Source organism: Deltaproteobacteria bacterium (assembly GCA_016875395.1).
Classification (GTDB): domain Bacteria; phylum Myxococcota_A; class UBA9160; order UBA9160; family UBA6930; genus VGRF01.
Genome location: VGRF01000028.1, coordinates 16793 through 30950, shown reverse-complemented (window position 1 = coordinate 30950; position 14158 = coordinate 16793). Strand labels below are relative to the sequence as shown.

At 70.7% G+C, this 14158-nt stretch carries 14 protein-coding genes and 1 pseudogene; 8 read left to right on the top strand and 7 right to left on the bottom strand.

What is annotated here, in order from left to right; all coding sequences use genetic code 11:
• The first annotated feature begins 116 nt into the window (after positions 1-116).
• Together FJ091_17885 and FJ091_17880 are read left to right on the top strand one after the other, a co-directional pair.
• Positions 117-3278: an isoleucine--tRNA ligase gene (locus FJ091_17885; protein MBM4385225.1), complete on the top strand. Its 3162-nt coding sequence runs from the start codon at positions 117-119 to the stop codon at positions 3276-3278.
• Between the two features lie 6 nt (positions 3279-3284).
• The gene (locus tag FJ091_17880) at positions 3285-4178 is read left to right on the top strand and encodes a pyrroloquinoline quinone biosynthesis protein PqqB (protein MBM4385224.1); all 894 of its coding nucleotides are present in this window, start codon (positions 3285-3287) and stop codon (positions 4176-4178) included.
• A gap of 7 nt (positions 4179-4185) precedes the next feature.
• Here the strand turns inward: FJ091_17880 and FJ091_17875 are convergent, their stop codons facing one another.
• Together FJ091_17875 and FJ091_17870 are read right to left on the bottom strand one after the other, a co-directional pair.
• Entirely contained in the window at positions 4186-4863 is a 678-nt protein-coding gene (locus FJ091_17875) for a site-2 protease family protein (GenBank protein MBM4385223.1), read from the bottom strand.
• A 39-nt stretch (positions 4864-4902) separates the two neighbouring features.
• Complete coding sequence (locus tag FJ091_17870) at positions 4903-6144, bottom strand: citrate synthase (protein ID MBM4385222.1); 1242 nt, start codon at positions 6142-6144, stop codon at positions 4903-4905.
• A gap of 148 nt (positions 6145-6292) precedes the next feature.
• Between FJ091_17870 and FJ091_17865 the strand changes: the two are divergent.
• Both FJ091_17865 and FJ091_17860 read left to right on the top strand, forming a co-directional pair.
• Positions 6293-7407: pseudogene (locus FJ091_17865) on the top strand (citrate synthase).
• A gap of 107 nt (positions 7408-7514) precedes the next feature.
• Positions 7515-8300: a sulfite exporter TauE/SafE family protein gene (locus tag FJ091_17860; protein ID MBM4385221.1), complete on the top strand. Its 786-nt coding sequence runs from the start codon at positions 7515-7517 to the stop codon at positions 8298-8300.
• On the opposite strand, the gene FJ091_17855 is transcribed toward FJ091_17860, so the two are convergent.
• Genes FJ091_17855 through FJ091_17840 form a run of 4 tightly spaced genes read right to left on the bottom strand, consistent with a single transcriptional unit; the run spans position 8270 to position 10255 of the window.
• A complete protein-coding gene (locus FJ091_17855; GenBank protein MBM4385220.1) occupies positions 8270-8701 on the bottom strand; it encodes a nuclear transport factor 2 family protein in 432 nt (143 codons plus the stop codon). The genes FJ091_17860 and FJ091_17855 overlap by 31 nt on opposite strands.
• Before the next feature lie 3 nt (positions 8702-8704).
• Positions 8705-9088 carry a glutathione S-transferase C-terminal domain-containing protein gene (locus tag FJ091_17850; GenBank protein ID MBM4385219.1) on the bottom strand — a complete coding sequence of 128 codons (384 nt, stop codon included), beginning with the start codon at positions 9086-9088 and terminating at the stop codon, positions 8705-8707.
• Positions 9088-9546, bottom strand: coding sequence for a glutathione S-transferase family protein (locus FJ091_17845; GenBank protein ID MBM4385218.1), 459 nt, complete (start codon positions 9544-9546; stop codon positions 9088-9090). Before FJ091_17845 ends, FJ091_17850 begins: the two co-directional genes overlap by 1 nt.
• 13 nt (positions 9547-9559) lie before the next feature.
• Positions 9560-10255, bottom strand: a complete 696-nt coding sequence (locus FJ091_17840; GenBank protein ID MBM4385217.1) for a helix-turn-helix transcriptional regulator — start codon at positions 10253-10255, stop codon at positions 9560-9562.
• A 209-nt stretch (positions 10256-10464) separates the two neighbouring features.
• On the opposite strand from FJ091_17840, the gene FJ091_17835 reads away from it, so the two are divergent.
• A complete protein-coding gene (locus tag FJ091_17835; GenBank protein MBM4385216.1) occupies positions 10465-11076 on the top strand; it encodes a GGDEF domain-containing protein in 612 nt (203 codons plus the stop codon).
• 66 nt (positions 11077-11142) lie between these two features.
• Positions 11143-11298: a diguanylate cyclase gene (locus FJ091_17830; GenBank protein ID MBM4385215.1), complete on the top strand. Its 156-nt coding sequence runs from the start codon at positions 11143-11145 to the stop codon at positions 11296-11298.
• 79 nt (positions 11299-11377) lie between these two features.
• Here FJ091_17830 and FJ091_17825 read toward each other — a convergent pair whose 3' ends face one another.
• On the bottom strand, positions 11378-11938 hold the full coding sequence (locus FJ091_17825; GenBank protein ID MBM4385214.1) for a YqgE/AlgH family protein: 561 nt from the start codon (positions 11936-11938) through the stop codon (positions 11378-11380).
• Between the two features lie 156 nt (positions 11939-12094).
• On the opposite strand from FJ091_17825, the gene FJ091_17820 reads away from it, so the two are divergent.
• Positions 12095-12868 carry a CPBP family intramembrane metalloprotease gene (locus tag FJ091_17820; GenBank protein ID MBM4385213.1) on the top strand — a complete coding sequence of 258 codons (774 nt, stop codon included), beginning with the start codon at positions 12095-12097 and terminating at the stop codon, positions 12866-12868.
• Between the two features lie 40 nt (positions 12869-12908).
• Positions 12909-14129, top strand: coding sequence for a PilZ domain-containing protein (locus tag FJ091_17815; GenBank protein ID MBM4385212.1), 1221 nt, complete (start codon positions 12909-12911; stop codon positions 14127-14129).
• The last annotated feature ends 29 nt before the right edge of the window (positions 14130-14158 follow it).

Here is a 14158-nt window from a genome sequence, read left to right as displayed (position 1 = left end):
CTCGCGGCTCCCGAACGTTGCGCGCGTCCCGATGGTTCTGCATGCGACGTGCCCGCCCGGCTCGACCGATCTCACGGCAGCAAAGCCCCGGTGATATCAGTAGTTTCGGCGCCCTCATGAACGCCCGCAGCGCGTCCCCGCCGTATCCCGAAGTTCCCGCGCAGGTCTCGTTTCCCGAGATCGAGAAGCGCGTGGCCGAGCGTTGGCGCAAAGAGCGCACGTTCGAGCGCAGCGTCGAGGACCGCGCGGCGGGCGTGAACGGCGCGAACGAGTTCGTGTTCTACGACGGCCCGCCCTTCGCGAACGGTCTTCCACACTTCGGGCACCTGCTCACGAGCTACGTGAAGGACGTGATCCCGCGCTACCAGACGCTGCGCGGTCGCCGCGTCGAGCGCCGCTTCGGCTGGGACTGCCACGGCCTCCCCGCCGAGATGGAAGCGGAGAAGGAATTAGGGGTTTCGGGGCGCGCGGCGATCCTCGAGTACGGCATCGAGCGCTTCAACCGCCACTGCGAGAGCTCCGTGATGCGATACACGGAGCAGTGGGAGCACACGATCTGCCGCGCAGGCCGCTGGGTCGACTTCGCGAACGACTACAAGACGATGGACGCCTCCTACATGGAGAGCGTGATCTGGGCGTTCAAGCGACTCTGGGACAAGGGCCTGATCTACGAAGGCGTGCGCGTGCTGCCGTACTCGTGGGCCGCGCAGACGCCGGTCTCGAACTTCGAGACACGCATGGACAACGCCACGCGCGAGAAACAGGACCCGGCGATCACGGTGCGCTTCGCGCTCGAGCCCACCGCGAGCGACTCGACTCCCACTGAGCTCTGGGCGTGGACGACGACACCGTGGACGCTGCCCTCGAACCTCGCGCTCGCGGTCGGGCCCGCGCTCGACTACGCGGTGTTCGCGAAGGACGGCAAGCGCGTGGTGTTAGGCGCTGCGTGCGCGGCGAAGTACGAGAAGGAGCTCGCGGGCTACGAGCAAGTCGCGAGCGTGAAGGGCGCGGAGCTCGGTGGGCGCAAGTACACGCCGCTGTTCCCATTCTTTGCATCGCAGGCGAACGCGTTCCGCTTTCTAACAGCGGAGTTCGTGGACGTCGCAGAAGGCACCGGCGTCGTGCACATGGCGCCGGGCTTCGGCGAGGACGACCTCACGATCTGCGCGGCGAATGGCATCGGCGTGGTCGTGCCGGTGGACGACGCGGGCAAGTTCACCAGCGAAGTCGCGGACTGGGCGGGCGAGCACGTCTTCGAGGCGAACCCGAAGATCACGCGCGTGCTGCGCGAGCGCGGCGACCTGATTCGCCACGAGACGATCGTGCACAACTACCCGCACTGCTGGCGCACCGACCAGCCGCTCATCTACCGCGCGATGTCGTCGTGGTTCGTGCGCGTGTCCGAGTTCAAGGATCGGCTCGTCGCGACGAATCGCGAGATCAACTGGATCCCCGGCCACATCCGCGACGGCCTGTTCGGCAACTGGCTCGAGAACGCGCGCGACTGGTCGATCTCGCGCAACCGTTTCTGGGGCGCGCCGATCCCGGTGTGGCGCAGCGACGACCCGAAGTACCCGCGCGTCGACGTGTACGGATCGATCGCCGAGCTCGAGCGCGACTTCGGCGTGCCCGTAATCGATCTGCATCGCCCTGCGATCGATCAGCTCGTGCGCCCGAACCCGGACGATCCCACGGGCAAGTCGATGATGCGGCGCATCCCCGACGTGCTCGACTGCTGGTTCGAGTCGGGCTCGATGCCGTATGCGCAGGTGCACTACCCGTTCGAGAGGAAGGACTGGTTCGAGCATCACTTCCCGGCCGACTTCATCGTCGAGTACGTCGCGCAGACGCGCGGCTGGTTCTACACGCTGCACGTGCTCGCGACGGCGCTGTTCGATCGCCCCGCGTTCAAGAACGTGATCTGCCACGGCGTCACGGTCGACGAGCAGGGCCAGAAGCTGAGCAAGCGCCTGCGCAACTACCCCGAGCCCGAGGAAGTGTTCGACAAGCACGGCTCCGACGCGCTGCGCTGGTACCTGATGAGCTCCCCGATTCTTCGCGGCGGCGATCTGCGCGTGGAGAAGGACGGCAAGCCGATCGCCGACGCGGTGCGCGCGGTGCTGCTGCCGATGTGGAACGCGTGGCACTTCTTCGCGCTCTACGCGAACGCCGACGCCGTCACCGCGCGTGAGGTCGCGAGCGCGACGAACGTGCTCGATCGCTACGCGCTCGCGAAGACGCGCGCGCTCGTGGAAGAGATGCAGCGCGCTCTCGACGCGTACGACATCGCGGGTGCGTGCCAGAGCGTGCTCGCCTACCTCGACGCGCTCAACAACTGGTACATCCGCCGCAGTCGCCCGCGCTTCTGGGCGAGCGAGGCGAGCGCCGACAAGCAGGCCGCGTACGACACGCTCTTCACCTGCCTGTGTGCGTTGATGCGCGTCGCGAGCCCGCTCGTGCCGTTCCTCAGCGACGAGATCTACCGCGGGCTCACCGGCAAGAGCGTTCACCTCGCAGACTGGCCGGATGCGAACGCGCTCCCAGCGGACGCCGCGCTCGTCGCCGACATGGACCGCGTGCGCGACGCCTGCTCCACCGCGCTCGCGATGCGGCGCGCGCAGAACGTGCGCGTGCGCCAGCCGCTCGCCTCGCTCACGATCGCCGGCCCGAACGCCGCGCGGCTCGCGGCGTTCACCTCGCTGATCGAGGACGAGGTGAACGTGAAGCGTGTGATCGCGGAGCCCGCGATCGAGGCGTTCGCGAGCTTCCAGCTCGCGGTGAACGCGCGCGCGCTCGGGCCGCGCCTCGGCCAGGAGATGAAGACGGTGCTCGCCGCCGCGAAGGCGGGGAAGTGGGAGCGCAGCGCGGATGGCAGCGTCACGGTCGGGGGGCAGCGCCTCACAGGCGACGAGTTCACGCTGCGGCTCGTGCCGAAGCCGGGCGTCGCGTGCCAGGCGCTCGCGTCCGGCGAGATGATCGTCGTGCTCGACTTCGCGCTCACGAGAGAGCTGGAGCAAGAGGGCGTCGCGCGCGATCTCGTGCGCGCGATCCAGCAAGCGCGCCGCGACGCCGGCCTCGCGGTGTCGGACCGCATCCGCCTCGCGCTCGGGCTTCCCGACGCGCAGCGCGAAGCCGCGCGCGCGTTCTCGGCGTACATCGCGGAGAACGTGCTCGCGGTGGAGATCGACCTCGACGGCCGGCTCGACGTGACAGGGATGCACGTGAGCGAGGCCGCGCTCGACGACGGCGCGGTGCGACTCTCGCTGATCCGGGCGTAACGACTCGTGCGCCTGCGCGTCCTCGGCACGACCTGCGGCGGCGCGCTCCCGCAGTGGAACTGCGGCGGCGCGAACTCGGTGAATGCGCGCCGCGGCGACCCCGCAGTACCCGCGCGCCTCCACGCCTCGCTCGCGATCTCTGCGGGCGATGCGCGCTGGTCGCTCGTGAACGCGACGCCCGACCTGCGCGAGCAGCTCGCGCGCTTCCCCGGCCTCCACCCGAAGCCCGGCACGCGCAGCGTCCCGCTCGACACAATCGTGCTCACCGATGCGAGCCTCGCGCACACCCTCGGGCTGCTCTCGCTCACGGACTCGCTCTCGTACCGCGTGATCACGACGCCGTGGATCCGCGACGCGCTGCTCGAGCACAACGCGATGTTCCAGCTGCTCGCGCCGGCGTTCGGCACGGTGAAGATCGACGAGCCGTTCTTCCTCGATCGCGGCGAGCAACTCGAGGCGAAGCTGTTCCCGATTCCCGGGAAAGCTCCGGCTTGGACGCAGCCGATCGCGAGCGCGAGCGCCGAGTCGACGCTCGGGATGCGCGTCGTCGACAAGCGCTCGGGCAAGCGCGTCGTCTACGCGCCGTACCTCCAGCGCCTCGACAGCGCGACGCTCGCCGAGCTCGCCGAAGCCGACGTGCGCGTCGTCGACGGCACGTTCTTCAGCGCCGGCGAGCTGCGCACGCTGCGCCCGGGCGCGCCCGACGCGCACGCGCTGGGACACACGCCGGTGGGCGGCGCCGACGGCAGCCTGCGCTTGTTGGGCGGAATGCGCGGGCGAACGCTCTACACGCACCTGAACTGCACGAACCCGATGCTCGACGCCCGCTCGCCCGAAGCCGCGCACGTGCGCGCCGGCGGCGCCGAGATCGCGAGCGACGGGATGGAGCTCGCGCTCTGAGTGCGCGTCACATCCCGATGAAGAGCAGCGAGACCAAAGCGCCGATCACCGGCGAAGCGAGCTTGCCGCCGATCACGAAGAAGAACACGAGGCCCATCATCGCGACCATGGGCTGGCGGATCGTGGTTTGCAGCCGATAGGCCGTGTCTTCGTCGAGTAGCAGGCCGATCGCGCTCGAGCCGTCGAGCGGCGGGATCGGCAGCATGTTGAAGACGAACAGCACGGTGTTGAGGAAGAAGAACGACCACAGCACGTAGCCGAAGCCGAGAGCGACGCCGCTGCCATCGAAGCCGTACACGCTGCCCGGCGTGATCGTGCCGGTGCCGACGAGTACGCGGATCAAGACCGCGACGGTGATCGCGACCGCGAGGTTCGAGAGCGGACCCGCGAGCGAGACGGCCGCGGCCTTGCGCGGGTTGTTCAGGATCCACTGGACGGAAAGCGGCGCGCTCGCCCAGCCCATCATCCAGCCGTTCAGCGCGTAGGTGAGCAGCGGGATGAAGATCATGCCCATCGGCTCACGGCGAATGTGCGGAATCGGATCGAACGAGACCTGCCCGCCCAAATAAGCTGTTAGGTCGCCGTTGCGCATCGCCCACCAGGCGTGCGCCGCCTCGTGCACCGTCATCGAGAAGATCAACACGACGTACTGCACGAGCCCGTTCACGAGCCACTCTGCGTTCACGCGCACCCTCCGCGGCGCGCATCATGACGCGCGTGGGCGTCACTCGCCCGCGAGCGGCGCGGCATCCTCGGGCGGCGCGCCCATGTAGCGCGCGCGCGGGCGCAGCAGCTGCTCGGTCGCGTACTGCTCGAGCACGTGCGCGCTCCAGCCCGCGCTGCGGCCGACGGCGAAGACCCCCGATGCGGCGCCGACCGGCAGGCCGAGCGCTGCGCGCAGGGCCACGATGCCGATGTCCACGTTCGGCTTCGGCCGCTGCGCGAGCTCCATCGCGCGGATGATCGCGCTCACCGTCTTCACCTCGCGGCTGCGAGGCGCGATCTCCCACGCCTCTTCGAGCAGCACGACCGCGCGCGGGTCGCCGTGTTCGCGATAGAAGGCGTGGCCGAAGCCCGGCGTGCGCTCGCCGCGCCGCGAGCGTTCGCGCACGACGCGCTCCGCATCCTCGGGCCGCGGAATCTCGGCGACGAGCGCCTCGGCGCGATCCGATGCGGAGCCGTGCAGCGGGCCCGAGAACGCGGCGAGGCCAGCGAGCGCGGCGGCGTAGAGATCCGCGTCGGTGGACGCGGCGACGCGCGCGGCGAACGTCGACGCATTCAGCTCGTGATCCGCGCAGAGCAGGAGCCAGCGGTCGACCGCGAGCTCGGCGCGCGGCGTCTGGCGCACACCGCAGGCGCGCAGCACGGCGCGCGCGATGCTGCGCTCGCGCCACGCCTCGCCGGCGCGCGTCGCCGAAGTCGGGAGGGCGAGTGAGCACGCGAGCAGACGCGCGAGCCGGCGCGCGCGCGGCAGCACGGCCTCGAGCCGCTTGTCGTAGCGATGCCGGTCGCGAACGCCGGCGGTCGCGACGAGCGCGATCGCGGCGCTCGTGCGGCTCGCGTCCTTGGGGAGAAGTCTTGCCACCGCGCGAAAGTCCGGCGTCTCGCGCGGCACCTCCCAGCGCAGGTCGGCCGCTGGCAGCACGCCCGTCCACAACAGCTCGCTCGCCGCCTCGAACGAGACGCCCTGGCGCGCGAGATCGAGCGCGATGCGCCCGCGGTAGGCGGGACCGCGCGGCGTCATCGCGGTGATCGCGGAATCGAGCACGGGCTCGCCCCACGCCAGCGCGCGCGCAGCCGCGGCGCCGCGCTGCCGCGCGCGCAGACCCTCGACGTCGCTGCGCAGGTAGCGGCGCGCGCGGCTGCCGCTCTCGGGCGCGAGCGAGCGCAGTAGGCCACGGCTCACGTAGGCGTAGAGCGTCGGCAGCTTCACGTTCAGGTACTTCGCCGCCTCGCTCGCGCTCATCTCGTCGCGTGTGCGCCGTTCGGGACTCATCGGAGATCTCCACGTTGACTGATTGATCAAGATTTACAGACGTATTGATTAGGTCGATGCTGCGCATGTCGTCAACGGCTCGCGCCTGCGCCCGGCGGCGAGCGAAGGAGAAACGGCGATGGCGAACGCGACGGAAGTTCTGGTCGGGCTCGACGGCGTGATCGTGGCGGAGACGCGGCTCTCGCTCGTGGACGGCGAGCGCGGGCGGCTCGTCGTGCGAGGCCACGACGTGGAGGCGCTCGCGAAGACGCGGCGCTTCGAAGACGTCGCGGCGCTGCTCTGGAACGGCGCGCTGCCGAGTGCGAGCGAGAGCGAGGCGCTCGCCCGCGAGCTCGGCGCCGCGCGCGTCGCGGCGTCCGCGCGCGTCGCGGCGCTGCGCGAGGCGCTCGGCGGAGGCGACGGCATGGAGGCGCTGCGCGCTGCGGCGGCGAGCTTGCGCGAGGAACCGAGCGAGAGCGTGCATGCATTGCGCGTGCGTCTGAGCGCGGCGCTCGCGGTGTTCGCCGCGGCGTGGTCGCGGCTGCGCACGGGCAAGGAGCCGATCGCGCCGGACGCGGCGCTCGGGCACGCCGCGGACTTCTTGCGCTGCGTGCGCGGCGCGCCCGCGAGTGCGGCGGAGATCGCCGCGCTCGACGCGTATCTCGTGACGGTCGCGGAGCACGGCATGAACGCTTCGACGTTCACGGCGCGCGTCGTCGCGTCCACGGGTTCGGACGCGATCTCGGCGATCGTCGCGGCGATCGGTGCGCTCAAGGGTCCGCTGCACGGCGGCGCGCCGGGCCCAGTGCTCGACATGCTCGACGGCATCGGCGCGCCCGAGAACGCCGAGGCGTGGCTGCGCGCGGAGCTCGACGCGGGCAAGCGGCTGATGGGCCTCGGCCACCGCGTGTATCGCGTGCGCGATCCGCGCGCGGCGGTGCTGGAGCGCGCAGTCGGCGCGCTCGAAGCGAGCGTACCGCGAGCGCGTACCTCGCGCGCGCCCGCGCGGTGGAGCGTGTCGCGGTGCGCGTGCTGCGCGAGCGCTACCCGAGGCGCAGCCTCGACGTGAACGTCGAGTTCTACACCGCGGTGCTGCTCGACGCGCTCGGCTTCGCGCGCGCGGCGTTCTCGCCGATCTTCGCCGTGGGACGCGTCGCCGGCTGGCTCGCGCACGTCGACGAAGAGCGCGAGCGCGGGCGCCTGATCCGCCCCGACGTGCGTTACGTCGGCGCGATTCCGGCCGAGGCGGCGTAGTTGGGCCGCGCCGCAGCGACGCGCGGCGATCATTCTGGCCGGGCCGTTTTGATCGCCCGATCATTTCGGCCCGGCCGGAATGTTCGCCCCAGGGCCACGCGCGCGCCGTGCTGAACGCCGCGGCGCTCGACGCTGCGACGATTGCCCTGCTCGGCGTCGCCGCGTTCTTCACCGCGATCCTGTCGGCCGTCGTCGGCATGGCGGGCGGGATGACGCTGCTCGCGATCATGCTCGTGTTCCTCCCGCCGCTCGCCGCGATTCCGCTGCACGGCGCGATCCAGCTCGCTTCGAACTTCTCGCGCACCGTGATTCAGCGCGAGCACGCGCGTTACGACTTGCTGTGGCGCTACGGCTGGCCGCTGTTGCCGATGGGCGCGCTCGGCCTGCTCCTCGCGAACGAGATTCCCGAGCGCGCGCTCGAGGCCGTGATCGGCGCGTTCGTGCTGGTCGCGACGTGGCGGCCGGGCTGGCTCGCGCTCGGGGCGAAGCTCGGCACCGACACGAACGCGCGCTTCACCGCGCTCGGCTTCGCTGCGGGCTTCCTCAACGTGACGATCGGCGCGACCGGCCCGCTCGTCGCACCGTTCTTCCTGAACCTCGGTCTCTCGCGCCAAGCCGTCATCGGCACGCAGGCGGGCGTCCAGGCGCTCGGCCACGTCGCGAAGCTCGTGCTCTACGCGGGCTTCGGCTTCGCCTTCCGCGAGCATTTCGCGCTGCTCGCCCTCTGCGGCACGTGCGCGATCGCGGGGACCTGGGTCGGGAGCCGCCTGCTCGACCGCATCTCGGAGCGCGCGTTCACGCGCCTCTACAAGAGCGTGCTCACGCTGCTCGCGGCGCAGCTCGTGATCGGCGCGGCGTGGAGCTACTTCGGCGCCGCGAGCGGCCGCGACTGATACGCGACGAACCGGCACGCGCCGCCGGCGTTCAGCCACGACACGCTGAACTGGTTGCGCAGCGTCACGTCGCGCCCGCCCGCGCTCACGTCGAGCTTCTGTGTACCGCTGACTTCGCACGCACTCGCGCTGCACGCGTAGCGCTCTTCCTCCGCGAAGATGTTGCGGTAGCGAAGCTCGCCGCTCGCGATGCGCGCGATCAGCTCGGCCTTGTCGTCGACGTCGCCGTTCGAGTGGACGTACTGCGCGCCGTCCTGCATGAGCCGCGCGAGGGCCGCGCCGTCGGCGTTCACGAGCGCCGCGCGGCGCTCGATTTCGCAGGCGCGGAAGAACGCCTCGTCTGCGTGTGAAGGCGCCGCGCACGCCACGATGCCTAATAAGACTGCCTCCGACGCGCGCATCGCTCAGCCCCCGGTCGCCTGTTCCACCCGCTTCATGTACTCGACGAGCCTCGGCCGCTTCCGAATCGCTGCGCGCGTCTCGGGCGAAGCATCCGCATCCGCGAACTTCAGCTGCGAGAACACCGCGAGGTCGGCCACGCTCGGCGCATCCGCGAACAGGTACTCGCGGTCGCCGAGCATGCGCACCACGTCGTCGAGCTTCTCGCCGAACTCGCGCGCGAGCACCGAGTCCGGCAGCCGCCCCGTGCCCTGCGCCTGCACCTGCTTGCGCACGTTGCTCTGAATCACGCGCGCGATCAGCGGGTGGAGCAGCTTCGGCAGCGTGAGTCCGCGCAGAATCGCGTCGGCGCTCGCCGCCCCGTTCTTCGGCTGCCAGCGGAACGCCATCACGTACCAGTAGAGCGCCTCGTCGGCCCAATCCTCGAGCTGCCGCTGATGCGCTGCGACGACCGGATCGCCACGACCGCCTCGTCGCCCGGCTTCTTCATGAAGAGCGGGAACAGGATGCGTTGCTGGAAGAACACGGCTGCGGCCGCCACCAGCGCGCTGTCGCCGTACTCCTCGTACCACGTCGTCCGCGCGGCCTGATAAGCGTCGGCCGAAATCAGCGGCGGATTCGGCGCGATCTTCTCCAGGTAGACGACGATCGCCGACGAGTCCGGGATCACTTTGTCGCCGTCGGTCAGCGTCGGGATCCTTCCGAGGGGATGCAGCTTGCGGTACTCCGGGTTGGGGCCGAAGGGCGTGAGCGGCTCGTGCTCGTAGGCGAGGCCCTTCTCCGCGAGAACGACGCGCACCTTGCGCACGAACGGGGAGAGGCCGGCGCCGATCAGTTTGAGTGCCATGTCGAGTTTCCTTTCATGGAGTCGAGCCGAGGCTCGACGGGTTGGGCGCGGGGGACATCGAAAACAAAGCGGGCAACTCGGCGAGCGCGGCGAGATCGCCGCTCAGCGAGGCGTGCCTCGCGCTCGCGAGATCGCTCGCGCGCACGGCGCCGCTCATCAGCCCCAACAACGTCGCCGCGGGAGCGGACACGCTCGCGTCGACGCGCGCCGCGTCGTCCGCGATGCGCGTGCCGGCGGCGCCGCCCGCGACGCGGAAGCGGGCCTCCGGCGAGCTGCCCCGCGCGCGCGCGTGTAGCTCGAACACGCGAGCGGGCGTGGGCCCTTGCGCAGCGAACATCTCGGCGGCCAGCCGCACCCACTCGGGCTCGATGTGGTCGCCGCGCCTCGGCGTCGTCAGGAAGTGCAGCCCCCAGCGCGCGAGCGACATGAGTACCGGCCGCAGCTCTACGCCGAGCGCGCTGAGCGCGTAGACCTCGCGCGCCGCGGGAGGCGGGAGCTGACGCCGCTCGATCACGCCGTGCGCCTCGAGCTCGGCGAGGCGCGCCGCGAGCACCGAGGTGCTCACGCCCGCGAGGCGGCGTTTCAGGTCGGCGAAGCGCTGCGGACCGAGCAGCAGCTCGCGCAGCACGAGCAAGCTCCAGCGGTGACCGAGCACCTCGGCGGCGCGCGCGAGCGGGCAGAACTGGTCGTAGCGGAAGGCAGCCGTCACTCGGCTGTTTTAGCGTGGTTCTTTTTTAGAAGTCAACAGGTTCTTTTGAGAATCACCGACCAAACCGAGCCGAGCGGGCCGAACCGAGCAGGCGAAGATTTCGCGTCAGCTCCGAGACAGCGTGTCCGAAGAAAGGGCGGATGGAAGCCGTACGCAGAAATACGGATACGCAGAGGCTCGATCGCTGGGTGGATGGCGACGCAGCTGCCATGCCTTCGCGCTTTCTCGTTTGCCTCACGGGCCCCGAGATCGCGCGCCCGGTGCCTCTCGATCGCGGCGATGTCGTGCTCGGCCGCGCGCCCGGCTGCGACGTCACGCTCACGGCGACCGGCGTCTCGCGCCGTCACTGCGCGGTGCGGCGCCACGGCACGACCGCGCTGCTCGAGGATCTCGGCTCGACCAACGGCACCGTGCTCAACGACGAGCGGCTGCACCCCGGCGAGGTCAAGGAGCTGCAGAGCGGCGACCTGATCCGCGTCGGTGAGGCCGCGCTGAAGTACCTCGACCGGCGCGACGTCGAGGCGCAGTACCACGAGGCCGTGTTTCGCCTGATCGGAGTCGACGCGCTCACCGAGCTGCGCAACCGCCGCTTCATTCTCGAGCAGCTCGACCGAGAGATCGCTCGCGCCGGGCGTCACGAGCGTCCGCTCTCGGTCGTGCTGCTCGATGTCGACCACTTCAAGCAGCTGAACGACGGCTTCGGTCACCTCGCCGGCGACCGCGTGCTGCGTCAACTCGGCGACCTGCTCGCGCGCGCGACGCGCCGCGAAGACTGTGTCGGTCGCCTCGGCGGCGACGAGTTCCTCGTGCTGCTGCCCTAGACGCACCTCGGCGGCGCCCAGCTCTTCGCGCACCGGCTGTGCGCGCGCGTCGGGAGCGCGCCGTTCATGCACGAACACGCGCGCCTGCCCGTAACGATTTCTGCCGGCGTCTCCGCCTGGCAACCGACCGTCGCCGACTCTCCCACGCTGCTCGACGCCGCCGACCGCGCCCTCTACTCCGCCAAGCGCGGGGGCAGATCGAGGGCCGAGTCTTCGCAGTGAACCTGCTCTCTCAGGGCATCGAGGGTCCCGGGGTCGCGGACTCGCCCCATGCTGCGCGCTTCGCTTGCGGCCGTTCGCGTTAGTTGACGCTCGTCGATGCCACGAGGCTCGCGGGTTCGACGCCGATGCTCCTCACGGCAGCTTCCCAGCGCGCACCCGGCTCCGTGTCGAACACGATGCGCGGAAGCGCAGGCACCACGAGCCACGCGCCGGCGGCGATCTCGGCCTCGAGCTGCCCCGCCGCCCAGCCCGCATAGCCGAGCACCGCGCGCGCCTTCACCTCCGGGTCGTCGGCGAGCCGCTTCAGCGCAGCGCGCGAGCGCGCCCACTGCAGCCCAGGCATTAGGGAGATCGCGCCATCGACACCCTCGGCCGCCGCGTCGTCGAGCAGCACGAAGCCCTGGTCCTCGCCGACCGGGCCACCCCAGTCGACGCGCGTCGTCGGCGATCCGAGCCAGCGCATGCTCTGTGTCTTGCACAGCTGCGCGAGCGGAACGTCGCTCGGCCGGTTGATCACGACTCCGATCGCACCCTGCTCGGGATCGTGCTCGAGCATCAGCACGACCGTGCGCCGAAAGTTCGAGTCCACGAGCACGTCGAGCGCGATCAAGAACGCCGGCGCGAGCGGGGTGGCAGCCATGCGCGCAGCTTAGAACCCATCTCAGAATTCTGGACCGAGCCCGGCGCGCGGATCTGGCCGGCTGGCCAGACGGAGAAAGACGAAGCGCCCGGCGACGGTAGGAATACTGAGATGGGTTCCAGTCGCGTGAGCCTTCGGGCGTGCGAACTTCGCGGCATGCACTCGCGCCGCGTCGACCTCACGCTGCTCGCGCTGCTCGCCGCAGTGGCGGCGCCCGCGCTGCCGGTCGCGCTGCGCGCGGCGATGCGCGCCGAGCACTTCGTGCTGTGGCAGACGCTCGCGCTGCAGGTGTGCTGGTGCGGGCTCGCGGGGCTCGTCGCCCTCTCGCAGCAGCGCACGATCCGCGAAGGCCTCGGCCTCGTGCGCAGCCGGCTCGGCGCATCCTCGCTGCTCGCGTGCCTGCTCGGCACGCTCGCGCTCTCGGGCGCCCTCGGCTTCGCGGTCGAGGCACTCGGCCTGCGCGAGACGGGCTCCCTTGCGCAGCTCGACGCCGCGGCGCGCGCCGGCGCAGAGCGCGCGGCGTGGCTCGTGCTGCTCGCGTTCGGCATCGCCACGGGCATCGGCGAGGAGCTCTTGCTGCGCGGCGGGCTGCAGCGCGGACTCGCGCGCGGCATCGGCGCCTGGAGCATTCCGGCCGCCGCGGTCGTGTTCGGGGCCCTCCACGGAGATTGGGTCCACACGCCCGCCGCGTTCCTGCTCGGCTGTTACCTCGGAGCGGTCGCCTGGCTCGCCCAAAGCACGTGGGCCGCGGTGGCGTGCCACGTCGCGAACAACCTCGCCGCGACTCTCGCCGAGATCTCGCCCGCTGCCCGTGCGCTGCCGCGTCCCGATTCTGTGAGCGAGGCCGCACTCTGGTTGCTGCTCGCCCTCGCGCTGCTTTGGCTTGCCGCGAGAAAGCCGCTGCGCAGCGGTTTCGCCCCTTCAGCCTGACAATCGCGCATCCGAAACGTGCCGAGGCGAAGAGGGATGCATGCCCCAGGCACCGGCAATGCTCGTGGTCGACGACGGTGAGCTGAACGACATCGTCGCCTTGCTCGACCAGATGGGCGTCGAGTTCGCGCATCTGCGTGGCGCCGCGATCCCGCAGCAAGTCGCGCCGCCGGGGCGCGTGATCGTCACGACCGCGCGCCGCGCGATGCTCACGAAGGACTGGCCGCGCTCGAGCCCTTATCGCATCGCAGTCGTGACCGAAGACTCGAACACGCTGCGCGCGATGCTCCGGCGCGTCGGCTTCGACTTGTTATTGCGCCGCCCGATCCACGACGTCGCACTGCGGCTCGTGCTCCTCCGCGCGCTCTACGCCGGTGAGGAAAAGCGCCGCGAAGAGCGCGTGGCGATCGGGCTCGAGATCTCGTTCCGCTCGCTGTTCCGCCGCAAGACCGCTCTGCTCGCGGACATCTCGCAGCGCGGCTGCCGCCTGCTCGGCGATCCGCTGACGGCCGGCTCGCGCTTCACGCTGCCGGTGCCGAAGGAGCTCGCGCCCAACGGCCTCGCACTGCCATGCAAGGTCGTGCGCGTCTCGGCGCGGCCCGACGCCCAGGGCCGCTACGAGATGGGCCTCGCCTACGAAGACCTCTCGAAGGAAAAGCTCGCCGAAGTGCGCGAGTTGATGAAGCGCGTGAGCGAGGCCGCAGGCATGGACGACCCACGCGTGTTCGGGGCGAAGGCGCCTGCCCGCGCCGCCGCGCCGGCCGCAGCGCCCGCCGCCGCGAAGCCCGCGAGCAAACCCGCCGTCATGCCGAAGGCGAAGTCGTTGCCGAAACTTCCAGCGAAGCCGCCCGCCCCGGTGAAGGACTCCGCGACAAAGCAGGAGCGTCGCCAGCACGCGCGGGGGGCGTTCTCCAAGCAAGTGGCGCGGCTCGACGCAGAAGCGGAGTCCGTGTTGTTGGGCCGCGACCTCTCGGTCGGCGGCATGCGCGTCGAGTACAACGAGAGCCTCCAGGTCGGCGACCTCCTCGAGCTCGCCATCTACGCGTCGCCGCGCGAGGAGCCCTTCGCGGTCAAGGCGCGTGTCACGCACGACGCCGGCGACGGCCTCGGCCTCTCCTTCGAGGGCATCGATCGCAGCGATTCATCTCGCCTCGAACGCCTCGTGGCGCGTCTCCCGAGTATCGAGTCGCTGCAGGGCGGCGAAACCGCCGGGCTCGGCAGCGTCGTCTCGAAGGTGCTCTCGAACTTCCGGCACGAGTAACGCGCGCCCCGCGCTGCGAGGACCGCGCG